10 protein-coding genes are annotated in these 11,667 nt (G+C 68.7%); 6 read left to right on the top strand and 4 right to left on the bottom strand.

Going from position 1 to position 11,667, the window contains the following annotated elements:
• Positions 1 to 133 precede the first annotated feature (133 nt).
• From ACWEOI_RS10770 to ACWEOI_RS10755, 4 genes are all read left to right on the top strand, one after another.
• Entirely contained in the window at positions 134 to 1,279 is a 1,146-nt protein-coding gene (locus ACWEOI_RS10770) for a lipase family protein (RefSeq protein WP_433673495.1), read from the top strand.
• Between the two features lie 137 nt (positions 1,280 to 1,416).
• Positions 1,417 to 2,961, top strand: a complete 1,545-nt coding sequence (locus ACWEOI_RS10765; protein ID WP_452359479.1) for a hypothetical protein — start codon at positions 1,417 to 1,419, stop codon at positions 2,959 to 2,961.
• Between the two features lie 102 nt (positions 2,962 to 3,063).
• Positions 3,064 to 3,822: a DNA alkylation repair protein gene (locus ACWEOI_RS10760; protein WP_452359583.1), complete on the top strand. Its 759-nt coding sequence runs from the start codon at positions 3,064 to 3,066 to the stop codon at positions 3,820 to 3,822.
• 323 nt (positions 3,823 to 4,145) lie between these two features.
• The gene (locus ACWEOI_RS10755; RefSeq protein WP_433668635.1) at positions 4,146 to 4,724 is read left to right on the top strand and encodes a transglycosylase SLT domain-containing protein; all 579 of its coding nucleotides are present in this window, start codon (positions 4,146 to 4,148) and stop codon (positions 4,722 to 4,724) included.
• Positions 4,725 to 4,830: 106 nt separating this feature from the next.
• On the opposite strand, the gene ACWEOI_RS10750 is transcribed toward ACWEOI_RS10755, so the two are convergent.
• Together ACWEOI_RS10750 and mftR2 are read right to left on the bottom strand one after the other, a co-directional pair.
• On the bottom strand, positions 4,831 to 5,886 hold the full coding sequence (locus ACWEOI_RS10750) for a 2Fe-2S iron-sulfur cluster-binding protein (protein WP_404204528.1): 1,056 nt from the start codon (positions 5,884 to 5,886) through the stop codon (positions 4,831 to 4,833).
• Positions 5,887 to 5,958: 72 nt separating this feature from the next.
• Complete coding sequence (mftR2, locus tag ACWEOI_RS10745; protein WP_357091178.1) at positions 5,959 to 6,579, bottom strand: mycofactocin system transcriptional regulator MftR2; 621 nt, start codon at positions 6,577 to 6,579, stop codon at positions 5,959 to 5,961.
• A gap of 313 nt (positions 6,580 to 6,892) precedes the next feature.
• On the opposite strand from mftR2, the gene mftF reads away from it, so the two are divergent.
• Positions 6,893 to 8,290: a mycofactocin biosynthesis glycosyltransferase MftF gene (gene mftF, locus ACWEOI_RS10740; protein WP_452359478.1), complete on the top strand. Its 1,398-nt coding sequence runs from the start codon at positions 6,893 to 6,895 to the stop codon at positions 8,288 to 8,290.
• On the opposite strand, the gene ACWEOI_RS10735 is transcribed toward mftF, so the two are convergent.
• Positions 8,291 to 8,617 carry a nuclear transport factor 2 family protein gene (locus ACWEOI_RS10735; protein WP_433668633.1) on the bottom strand — a complete coding sequence of 109 codons (327 nt, stop codon included), beginning with the start codon at positions 8,615 to 8,617 and terminating at the stop codon, positions 8,291 to 8,293.
• The gene (locus ACWEOI_RS10730) at positions 8,618 to 9,853 is read right to left on the bottom strand and encodes a cytochrome P450 (protein WP_452359477.1); all 1,236 of its coding nucleotides are present in this window, start codon (positions 9,851 to 9,853) and stop codon (positions 8,618 to 8,620) included.
• 316 nt (positions 9,854 to 10,169) lie between these two features.
• Here ACWEOI_RS10730 and ACWEOI_RS10725 point away from each other — a divergent pair, with 316 nt between their 5' ends.
• On the top strand, positions 10,170 to 11,522 hold the full coding sequence (locus ACWEOI_RS10725) for a GAF domain-containing protein (RefSeq protein ID WP_357281711.1): 1,353 nt from the start codon (positions 10,170 to 10,172) through the stop codon (positions 11,520 to 11,522).
• The last annotated feature ends 145 nt before the right edge of the window (positions 11,523 to 11,667 follow it).

Below are 11,667 nucleotides of genomic sequence, written 5' to 3'. Positions count from 1 at the left end.
CAACCTTCGCGAACCACACTCCTTGTGGGGCAAACATGCGATTCTCACTGCGAAATTCGTGGAGGAACTGGTGAAAGCCAAGCTGTTGCTGCGTATTTTCGGATTGTTCTCGGCGGGTCTGGCTCTCGCGGCGATGGCGCCCGCGGCGCACGCGGATCCGATCTATCCCGCGCCCGACCCGGATCCGTTCTACGCGCAACCGGCCGACATCGCCGACTTCGCGCCGGGCGACGTGCTGGCGACGCGGCCCATGCCGCCGCTGCTGATGTTCCCCGAGACCGCGGTCACCATGGTGAAATTCCGGTCCACCGGCTCCGAGGGCGGCCCGATCGCCGCGGTCACCACGGTGCTCACGCCGCGCGAGCATCAGCCGGGCGGGCCGCTGCTGTCCTATCAGCACATCATCAACGGCCTCGGCGCGCAGTGCGCGGTGTCGCGGGTGCTGTACACCAGCGACCCGAATCTGTATGTGAAGGAAGCCGTCGCCCTGAACGTGGCGCTGCGGCGCGGCTGGTCGGTGGCGCTGCCGGACCACCTCGGACCGAATTTCGCCTACGGCGCGGCCAAATTGGGCGGGCAGATCACCCTGGACGGGATTCGTGCGGTCAAGCGGACGCCGGAACTGGGCCTCGGTGACAGCCGGGTCGCGATGGCCGGATACTCCGGCGGCGGCATGGCGACCGCGTGGGCGGCGGCGCTGGCCCCGCGCTACGCGCCGGAACTGGAGATCGCGGGCGCGGCCACCGGCGGCGTGCCGATGAATCTGGAGAAGATGGTGCGCCAGCTGGGCTTCCAGCCGCATCCGGCGTTCGGGCTGGCCATGGCGGCCGCCATCGGCCTGGAGCGGGAGTATCCGGACCGGCTGCCGATCAGCACCCAGATGAACACCGCGGGCCTGTCCGCCCGCAACGCCATGGCCAATGGCTGCACCAACGAGATCATGGCCATCGGGGCGGGCCACAGCGCGCGCGAGTTCGCGGCCAGCACCTTGCTGATCGACGATCCGACGGCGCTGTCGGTGCTACAGGAGAACAGCCTGGAGCTGTACGACGGGGTGCCGAATACGCCGATCTTCGAATGGCATTCGCCGACCGATCCGCTGATCCCGGTGGACGCCATCGTGAACACCGACCGCCGGTACTGCGCGGCGGGGGTGCCGGTCGACGTCAATCTGAACTCGTCGCCCGAACACCTGTCCGCGGCGGTGCTGGGCCTGCCCGCGGCGCTGGACTGGGTGGACGCCCGGTTGCGCGGCGTACCGGCTCCGACCACCTGCTGAGCCGGTTCGCCGCCGGGTGGCGCGCGCGTCAATGCCCCAATACCGTTGGTCGTGAGCCGGTTTCGTGGTGACCGGGCGCACGGCCGGAGCGTAGCCCGACTCGCACCGGCCGCCACCGCCCGGTAAGAATGGCGGCCATGGATGCCGATTTCACCACCGGCCCGGGGGATTCGCGTTCCGCGCGTCAGCCGGGTTACCGCCTCACCCACCCGGACGCGCCGGGCACCTCACCGAATCCGGTGCTGACCGGCATCGATACCGGCGCGCACGCCGGGTTGTCCCGCAACGGACATGACGGCCTGTCCCGCAACGGCCACGACGGTCTGTCCCGCAACGGGCACGACGGCCTGAGCCGGAACGGCCACGACCAGCAGGTGCAGTGGTCGTCGGCACCCGTAACCCTGCGCAGCACACCGGAATCGGAGGCCCTGTCGCGCCGGATCGCGCCCGATCTACCGCAGCGCTCCCCTGACCTGCCGCAGCGCAATTTCGACCTGACCCAGCGCGCGCCGGAGTTGCCGCAGCGTGCTCCGGAGCTGCCGCAGCGCGCCCCCGGACTGCCGCAGCGCACCTCGGACCCGGAGGCCGTGGCCGCCCGGCTGGCCGCGGACGAGCCGTTCTCGGCCCGCATCACCACCGACAGTGAGCCGTTCGCGGTGCCGGTCAACGGTGAGCCGTTCGGAACGCGCCCCGCCGCCGACGGGTCGCCGTTCACCCGGTCGATCAATGACAGCGGTCCGCTGACCAGTCCCGCCGACAGCGGGCAGTTCACCCGTTCCGCCCCGGAGAGCGAGCCTTTCGCGGCGCCGTCCGCCATGGACAGCGACACGCTGGGCCTGCGTCCCGCCCCCGAGCTGCAGTCCTTCGCCCTGCCGGCCGAGCCGCGGGACAGCGTCTTCGGCGCCGGCCCCGCTGTCGAATTCGAGCCTCCGGTGTCGCGCCGCTACGCGCCGGACCCCGAGCCGCCCGTCCGGTACGAGATCCCGGAGCGGCTGGAAACCCCTGAGCGCCTGGAGACCCCGGAGCGACTGGAGACTCCGGCCCGTCTGGAGAGCCTGGAGGCCCCGGCCAGTCTGGAGAGCATGGAGGCGGTCGCCGCGTCCCTGCGTGAGAGCGTGCACGAGACGCCCCGCGAGTCCACCCGCCCGGCGGGTGCTCCCTCGCGTCGTCGCGCCGCCCCGGAACCCGTTGTCGAACAGCAGGTTTCGAGCGTTCCCGAGCCGATCGCCGCGCTGTCCGAGCCCGTCGCCGCGCTGTCCGAGCCCGTCGTCGCGCTGTCCGAACCCGCCGCTGTGCCGGCCGAGCCCGTGGCCGCGCCGGCGCACGCACTGACGGAGTCGACGCCCGTCGTGACCGAGTCGACGGAGGTCGCGACCGAGTCGACGGTCATCGCGCCCGCATCGCCCGCCGCCGCGCCGGAGTCGAAGGCCGCCGCCGAGTTCCGCACCGGCGACGCCACCATCGATCTGCACCACATCATGCGCCTGCTGGTCGCCAGCCACGATCTGGAGGTGGCCGCCAGCGCCGCCGAATCCGGTGGGGGTGATATCGCGCAGTTGGCCGACGCCGCGCACCGGACCCGTTCGGCGGCCGTGGAATTGGTCGCCGCCTGGTACGGAGGGGCGGACCACATGCGAAATTTTGGCGAGGTCCTCTTACGAGCCGCGGCGGAAACACGGTAAAGCTCGTGGACGTCCCCGGCGAGTTACCCGGACCGTTATGGGATGAGGCGTCACTTCAGTATTCGTTCGAGAGGGCCTTGGATCACTGACTCGGGAGGCGCGATGAGCGGTATCGGTGCGGCGTCGAATGGTTTGACCGCCGATGCGGTGCGAGCGGATTTGGCGGCGCTCGCCGATCCGGCCGACGCGGTGCATCTGCAGCGCTTTTTCAAGACCGGGCCGGGCGAGTACGGCGAAGGGGATGTATTCATCGGCGTCCGGGTTCCGCAGACCCGGAAGGCGGTGAAACGGTTTGCCGGGATGCCGCTTTCGGAGATCGACGCACTGCTCGACAGTCCGGTGCACGAGCATCGGCTGGCGGCGCTGGTGATTCTGAATAGGGAGATGACGAAGGCGTCGCGCAAGCGCGGGGGCGATGCGGCGCGGCAGCGTGAGATTGTCGAGTTGTATCTGGCGGCGGTGCGCAGGGGCCGGGTGAACAACTGGGATCTGGTGGACGCCTCGGCGGAGTTCATTCTCGGTCCGTGGTTGCTGGAGCGTCCGCGCGATCTGCTCGGGAAATTCGCGGCGGGGGATTCGCTGTGGGAGCGGCGGGTGGCGTTGCTGACCACGTTCGCGTTCATCAAACAGGGGGATACCGCCACCACCGTGGAATTGTGTGAGCGCCTGCTCGACGACCGCCGTGATCTGATCCAGAAGGCGGTGGGCTGGATGCTGCGCGAGATCGGGAAGCGGGTGGATCCCGCGATTCTGAGCGGATTTCTGGACGCGCACGCGGCGGCGATGGGCCGCACGGCGTTGAGTTACGCGACCGAGCACCTCACCCTGGAGCAACGGGCGCACTACCGCGCCCAGCGGTGAACACCGCGGCGGTAGCCCACGCTGCCGGGTTGCTGTGACGCATCGCTCGAGGGATTTATCCTGACAGTTAACCCTGCGTTCAGTTTACGTTCATTTGTCGAGACCACTCTGTGATCAGTCGGCAATGGCCGATACCAGCTCGAAACGAGTTGGAGCACCCCACGCGGAGACCGCCGCCTTCGGCGAGAGCGTGAACGAACGGTGATAGCTGGGAAATCTCCCGAATCTCGTTCCGCCACCTTGCACATCACGATCCATGCAGTGCGTCGGCAGGGTCCCGAGGGACACCCGCCGTGGTCAGCGCTGCGATACCGAGATTCGCCATGCATAAATTCTTCGCTCAGCCCGTCCGAACCGTCACCAGCCTCGCCGCCGTCGCGCTCGCCGCCTCGGCCATCGCCGCCGGCACCGCCTCCGCCGACGTCAACGGCGTCCCGCCCGAGTTCCAGGGCACCGCCCAGCAGGTCCAGCAGCAGGCCACCGATCTCAACAACTCCCTGCCGGCGCCGCAGCAGGACCAGGTCCGCGCCGCGGTGCAGGGCCTGCCCGGCCCCCTCAACCAGTTGCTGCCCCCGGTCTTCGCCGACAATCTGGACGGCTGGATCCGCAATGCCATGCAGGTCATGAACCAGCGCGGCATTCCGGGCAGCTACGACGGCATCTTCCGCAACATCCAGCGTGAGTCCGGCGGAAACCCGCGCGCCATCAACCTCTACGACTCGAACGCCGCCGCGGGCATCCCGTCCAAGGGGCTGCTGCAGGTCATCGACCCGACGTTCCAGGCGTACCACGTCGACGGCACCTCGTGGGACATCTACGACCCGGTCGCGAACATCTCCGCCGCCTGCAACTACGCGGCGCACCGCTACGGCTCGATCGACAACGTCTTCTCGGCGTACTGAGCCCGGACCGCACAAACGACATCGGCCGCCGCGTGAAACAACGCGGCGGCCGAATCGTTTTCGGGGTTCGGGGCGAAGCCCTGAGAGTTCCGGGAGTCGGGTTGTCTCAGAACTGGATCTTCAGGCGGTCCGTCACCGGCCGGGCCTGGCAGCCCAGGATGTAGCCGTTGGCGATGTCCTCGGGGTCGAGGATCTCCGCGTTCTCCATCTCCACCTCGCCCTCCAGGACGGTGCAGGCGCAGGAGCCGCATTCGCCCTCGAGGCAGGAGTAGGGCACGTCCAGGCCCTTGGAGAGCATGATGTCGACCAGGGTCTGGCTGCGCGGCCAGGTCATCTCGTGGGTCTCGCCGTCGAGTTCGACCTCGACGCTGGCGGCGTCGGCGGCCTCCTCGGCGCTGATCTCGACCGGGGCGACATCGGCGAACGGGTCGCCGGAGAGCGAGTTGAAGACCTCGGCGTGGGTGCGGTTGCGCGGCACGCCGAGCTGGCCGAGGGCGTCGTGGACCCGGTCCATGAACGGCTTGGGGCCGCACATGAACGCCTCGTGGGCGGTGTAGGGCGAGACCAGGGCGGCGAAGGCGTCCGCGGTCGGCAGGCCCTGGAGGGCTTCGAGCCAGTGGATGACGACGACCCGCTGCGGGTTCTTGTCGGCGAGTTCGCGCAGTTCGCGGGCGAAGATGACCGACTCGTGGTCGCGGTTGGCGTAGACCACCACGATGCGGCCGTTGCCGCGGGCGAGCGCCGACTTGAGGATGGACATCACCGGGGTGATGCCGCTGCCGGCCGCGAACAGCAGCAGGTCCTCGTCGAGGTTCTTGGGGGTGAAGACGCCGGACGGCGGCAGCACCTCCATGGTGTCGCCGGCTTTCACGTTGTCGCACACCCAGTTCGACGCGTAGCCGTCGACGGTGCGCTTGATGGTCACCTTCGGCTTGTCGTCGGTGTGCGGCGAGCTGGCCAGCGAGTAGCAGCGGGCCACGGACCCGGTCAGGTCGCTCGGGATGCGCAGGGTCAGGAACTGGCCCGGCGTGTAGGCGAAGCGCTCGCTGAGTTCCTCGGGCACGTCGAAGACCAGCGAGCAGGAGTCGGCCGTCTCGTTGATGACCGCGGAGACCCGCAGCACGGCCGATCGCGAGCTGTGCGGTACGTCGACGGTGGTCATAGTGTCCTCTCGAACCCGGCAGTGATGGTCAGCCGGAGCAGTCTACCCAAACTAGAACGTGTTCTAGTTTGACTATACGTGGCTGTCGCGCTGCCGGACAAGCTGAGCTTCCAGACCGGCGATCAGCACGTCCATCGAGAAGTCGTAGGAGAACTTGCCGCGCAGATCCGCCATGTGTTTGGTGGCGCGCTCCACCGCCTCGGGCAGCACCCGGTCCAGCAGCGACGAGCGGTCGCGCGGGTTCACCTTGGAACGACCGAACAGATAGGTGTGGATGGTGGCGTAGGCGGAGAGCACATTGCGCTCGTCGAAACCGGCGTCGAAGAGGATTTCCATCACGGCCGCGATCAGGTCGAGCTGTTTGCCGAGCATCTGCTCGATCAGGACGTCGCCGAGACCCGGGTGCTTGCGCAATTTCTCGTCGATCTGGTCGATGAGATCCCGCAAACGCATTTGCCACGTGCCGAATTCGGGTGGCGGCTTGCGGACGCCGGTCAGCGCCGCGGTCGCCACCAAGTCGAGTAGCTCCCGCTTGTCGGCGACGTAGTAATAGGGGGCCATCGGTGAAACTCCGAGTTCGCGGGAGAGCCGTCGCATCGACAGCTTCTCCACGCCGTCCTGCCGGACCACCCGCAGGGCGGCCTCGACGATCTCGGATTCCGAGAGGGTGTTACCGCCCCCGCCTGTCTGCATGCGCCCGACTCCCATACCGCCTCGACCACCACGGGCACGGATTTCCGTCCCCTACCTGTTCAACTGCCGATTTTCCTTCCGCAGTGTAGAGCGCACCCGACTCTGCTGGTCGAGCTACGGTCCGATGTGCACCCAAGGTTCGCGGCCGTCCCGATTCTGGACTGACGGAGCGGGGGAGCGAAGCGGAGGAGCGGAGGAGGGAAGAATCGGGACCAGGGGCCGCGAACCCGCCCGGAGCGAAGCGGAGGGCAAAATTAACAGAGCCAGCGTGGCAATCATCATTGCCAGTGGTGTGCTGACTTAGCATTCGGGAATGCGCCATGATCGCCTTCCCGATGGTTTCGGGGTGCGAATCGATCCCAAGGTGCGCACTTATTCCGGTGGACGGCTACTGGTCGGCGGCACGCCGACGAGGTTGCTACGGCTCGCTCCGGAAGCTGCGGCCTTGATCGGTGACGGGTACCTCGAGGTGACCGACCCGGCGTCGGCGCGGGTTGCCAGACGTCTTCTCGATTCCGGTGTCGCGAACCCGCGTCCGCGGCTGTTGCCGTCGCTGGAGGACGTCACCGTGATCGTGCCGGTGCACAACAACGCTCCGGAGCTGTCGCGGCTGTTGTCGGCGCTGCGCGGCCACACGGTGATCGTGGTGGACGACGGTTCGGATCAGCCGGTGCGGATTCCGGAGGCGCGCAGCCGATGCCGGATCACCGTGCTGCGCCGCGATCGCCGGCACGGGGCGGCCGCGGCCCGTAATTTCGGATTGCGATCCGCGTCAACCGAATTCGTGGCCTTCCTGGATCCGGAGGTGGTGCCCCGGACCGGCTGGCTGGAGGTCATGCTGGGGCATTTCAGCGATCCCAAGGTGGCGCTGGTGGCCCCGCGCATCCTGGCCATGGATCCCGATTCCACGGTGCTGGCCCGCTACGAGCACACCCGCGGTTCGGTGCATCGCGGCCGCCGTGAGTCGGCGGTGCAGGCGCACGGCCCGGTGCCGTACGTGCCGAGTTCGGCGGTGCTGGTGCGCCGGCTGGCCGTGCTGGGCGAGGGCGGTTTCGACGAGTCCATGGGTGCGGGCGGCGATGTCGACCTGTGCTGGCGGCTGGATCGCGCGGGCTGGCGGCTGCGCTACGAGCCCGCGGCCCGGGTGGCGCACAGCAATCCGGTGTCGCTGCGAAAGTGGTTCGCCCACAAGGTCACCCATGGGACGGGTGTGGCCCCGCTGGCGCAGCGGCACAAGGGGATGGCCGCGCCGCTGTCGCTGCCGATCTGGACGGCGGTGTCGGCGGGCCTGCTGAGCACCGCGTCGGGCTGGGGCATCTTCGGCGGGGTGCTGACCCTGGGCGCGACGCTGGTCCGATTACGCCGGGTGTTCGCCGGGCTCGACAATCCGAACCGGGTGGCCGCCATCTATATGACGCGCGGTTTCGGCGGTGCGGTGTGGCGGCTGGCGTCGGCCATGTGCCGCCACTATTGGCCGGTGACGCTGCTGGGCATGCTGTGCTCGCGCCGGATCCGGCACATCGCGATCACCCTGGCCATGGCGGAGGGCTTGGCGGACTGGTTCACCCATCGGGAGCCGGGCAGCCTGGATCCGATCCGCTACGTGTTCTGCCGGCGGTTGGACGATGTGGCCTACGGGACGGGTGTGTGGTGGGGCGCGGCCCGCACCCGCAGTGCGGCGGCGCTGAAACCGACGCTCCCGTCCAGTTGATCAGCGGTAGTAGATCTCCAGTGTGGTGATGCGCCCGTCGGGGCCGAGACCGAAGACGTCGATCGCGTAGGTGCGGTTGCCGGGCTTGCCGAGCGGGCTGGTCGCCTCGAGCTGTGCGACTTCGACTGACGGGCCCGGGATTACCCGCGTGATCTCGGTCCGCGCCCGGCCCGCGAACACGACATCCCGATAGAACCCGGCGATTTCGTCGTGACCGGTGAAAACGCCTCGCGGATTGCGCAGTTCGGCCCCGGGCGCGAAGAGCTTCAGCAGCGCGGCCTCGTCGGCGGCGTTGACCGCCCGCACGTAATCCTCCGAGATGCTCATCTACTCCTCCTCCCCGCGCGCCCGCAGCCGGACCGGCATGTGCCGGACGCCGGTGTGCTTGTTGCTGCGCGTGTATTCGACGGCCCCGGTGAGTTCGGCGGTCTCGACCCGGTCGAGTAGCGCGTCGAACACCACCCGCATCTCCATGCGGGCCAGATTGGATCCGAGGCAGAAGTGCCCGCCGCGCCCGAAGGCGAGGTGCGGGTTGGGCCGCCGGGTGATGTCGAAGGTGTGCGGGTCGGCGAACACGGCTTCGTCCCGGTTCGCGGAGGTCCACCACAGGGTGACCTTGTCCCCGGCCTTGATTCGCTGTCCGCCGAGTTCGGCGTCGCGGGTGGCGGTGCGCCGGTTGTAGGAGGTGGAGGAGGCCCACCGCAGCATCTCGTCGACGGCCCCGTCCAGTTGGGACCGGTCCTCGCGCAGGCTGCGCCAGACCTCGGGTCGTTCGATGAGCGCCAGCATCCCGACGGCGATGGAGTTGCGGGTGGTCTCGCTGCCCGCCGCGATGAGCAGGCTGAACAGCATGGCCTGCTCCATATCGGTGAGCGGCTGCCCGTCGATGGTGGCGTGGGCGGCCAGGGAGAGCAGGTCGTCGGCGGGCGCGGCGGTCTTGGCGGCGAGCAGTTCCCGCCCGTAGGCCCGGGTTTCGGCGACGGCCCGCTGGGTGCGCGCGGTGGCCTCGCCGAGGTCGCGATCGTCGTAGTCCAGGGCGACGTTGGCCCAGCCGAAGAGCCGGTGCCGGTCCTCCTGCGGCACCCCGAGCAGTTGGGCGACGGCCTGCAGCGGCAGTTCGGCGGCGAGGTCGAGCAGAAAGTCGCACTCGCCCTTGGCCAGCGCCGCGTCGACCAGGTCGGCGGCGCGTTGCCGCAGGTCGTCCTCGATGAGTTTCAGGGTGCGCGGCGCGACGCTGGGCATGAGGAGTTTCCGCACGCCCGCGTGCCGGGGGTCGTCCATCATGTTGAGCAGGACTCCGACGGCCCAGTCCACGGGCAGGTCCTCGATGAGGGTGCCGCCGCCGCGCCGTTCTCCGCCGCTCTCGGAGGAGTAGGTGACCGAATCCCCGGCCACGGCAACGATGTCGGCGTACCGGCTGACCACCCAGAACCCTTCCCCGTCGGGGGTGTGTGGAGTGGGCGGGTGCCACCAGACCAGCGTGTCGGCCCGCAGCCGGTCGAAGACCGCGTGCGGGAAGCCGCGCGCGAACCGGTCGAGATCGGTCAGGTCGATGTCCTCCACCCCACCCACCCTCGCACAGTGCGCGAGCCGGGGCGGTACATTCGGTGAACCGTGTTAACCGAAAACCGGGCCGCCGCAAGGTTTTCGGGGCGGGGTGCGCGGTCGTGATCCGGTCAGCGGCGCCACCGCAACCTCGGCGGGGCCGCCGCGACGCGCGGATCACGCGCAGTGACTGAACACGGCGTGTTTAACAAGATGCTGCGTAGCTCACATTTCCGCGGGACACGGTTGCTGTGTGACCTGCCGGACAAACGTACAGCTTCCGCCTTGGGCTCTCAGGTCCGCCGGTACCCTTTGGGTGCGGAAAGAAAGGCAAATGGTCAGCAATCTTGCGGGTGGGGGAAACCCTAACCACGGCGCCGAACCGGGCAGTCAACTCGGTGCGCTCGAAACATATGCCGCCCAGGCTCACGGATATCTCAGCCTGGGTGGAGAACAGCTGGGGCAACTGCCCGGCTTGTTACGTCCCATGGTCCTGGAATCGTGGCTGCGCAGCGTGCGCGGCGGCGTGGACCCGATGGACGATGGGGACGGTCGCGGCCTGCGCGGCGCGGACCTCGAGCGCTATCGCGACGCGCATCCGATCGCCGCGGTGATGCCGCTGGTGGACAAGCTGTTGCTGCGGGACGCGACCAGTACCGGTTTGATCGTGGTGGTGGCCGACCAGTTCGGCCGCGTGCTCTCGGTGCACGGCAATGCCGACCGGGTGCAGCCGGCCGCCGAGGCGGGATTGCGCGAGGGCAACGACCTGAGCGAACGCCGGGTCGGCACCAACGCGGTGGGCCTGGTGGTGCGCACCGGCCGCGCGGCCTGGATCCACGGCCCCGAGCATTTCCTGCACCGCATGCACCAGATCACGGGAGCGGCTGCGCCGGTGCACGATCCGGACGGCCGCCTGGTGGGCGTGCTGATGATCGCCGGCGGCGTGCGGGTGGCGCGCCCGGAGATCCTGGCGCTGGTGAAGGCGGCGGCCACGGCCGCGGAGATGGATCTGCTGCTGGCCGCGGTGCGTTCGGGCCAGGACCGGCGTTCGCACGCCGACGCGCCCGCGCCGGAACGCCTGGGTCTGGAGGTGCTCGGGCTGGGGCAGCCGCAGCTGACCGTGGCGGGGGAGCGGGTCCCGTTGTCGCAGCGGCACGCCGAGATCCTGTTGCTGCTCGCCGAGCATTCCGAGGGGTTGTCGGCCGATCACCTGGCCCTGCTCCTCGATGACGCCGATCTGGACAACGCCACGATTCGCGCCGCCATGTCGCGGCTGCGCTCGGTGGTCGGTTCGAACGTCTTCGGCTCGCGCCCGTACCGGTTGCGGGTGCCGATCGCCACCGATGTGGAGGCGCTGCGCGCCGCCCTGGATTCCGGGGATGTGGACGCCGCCGTGCGGCTGTACGCGGGCCCGGTGTTGCCGCGCTCGACCGCTCCGGGAGTTATAGACATTCGCGATGAATTGCGGGTGCGCTTGAGAACGGCTGTATTACGTTCCGGCGACGCTTCGGTCTTGAGTCGGTGGACTGCGGGCGCCGAAGGGCGCGACGACGCGGCGGCGTGGGCGGCCTATCGGGCCACCGTGGATCGCGAGTCTCCGCTGTATGCGCAGATCGAGGCCAAGATCCGGGTGCTGGACCGGCGCTTGGGCGCCGATGCAACGCAGTTGCAACGTTTCGACTCCTAATCTCCACATCCGAAAGTGCGGTCGGTCACACCGCCGCCTTGTTATGTGGTCTGACCCACATTCATCGCGATCTTCGCGCCGGATCGGCTGCCAACTAGACGCTCGTCCAACTTTTTTTCAGGAAAAAGTTCCTTTTTATTGTGTA

Source organism: Nocardia sp. NPDC004340 (assembly GCF_053602575.1).
This window is presented reverse-complemented; position numbering and strand designations above follow the sequence as displayed.

Bases quoted from the DNA above. Each gene is read 5' to 3' on its own strand.
- ACWEOI_RS10770 (WP_433673495.1), top strand. From the start codon at position 134: ATGGCGCCCGCGGCGCACGCGGATCCGATCTATCCCGCGCCCGACCCG.
- mftR2 (WP_357091178.1), bottom strand. From the start codon at position 6,579: ATGCAGACAGGCGGGGGCGGTAACACCCTCTCGGAATCCGAGATCGTC.
- ACWEOI_RS10760 (WP_452359583.1), top strand. From the start codon at position 3,064: ATGAGCGGTATCGGTGCGGCGTCGAATGGTTTGACCGCCGATGCGGTG.
- mftF (WP_452359478.1), top strand. From the start codon at position 6,893: ATGCGCCATGATCGCCTTCCCGATGGTTTCGGGGTGCGAATCGATCCC.
- ACWEOI_RS10750 (WP_404204528.1), bottom strand. From the start codon at position 5,886: ATGACCACCGTCGACGTACCGCACAGCTCGCGATCGGCCGTGCTGCGG.
- ACWEOI_RS10735 (WP_433668633.1), bottom strand. From the start codon at position 8,617: ATGAGCATCTCGGAGGATTACGTGCGGGCGGTCAACGCCGCCGACGAG.
- ACWEOI_RS10755 (WP_433668635.1), top strand. From the start codon at position 4,146: ATGCATAAATTCTTCGCTCAGCCCGTCCGAACCGTCACCAGCCTCGCC.
- ACWEOI_RS10725 (WP_357281711.1), top strand. From the start codon at position 10,170: ATGGTCAGCAATCTTGCGGGTGGGGGAAACCCTAACCACGGCGCCGAA.
- ACWEOI_RS10765 (WP_452359479.1), top strand. From the start codon at position 1,417: ATGGATGCCGATTTCACCACCGGCCCGGGGGATTCGCGTTCCGCGCGT.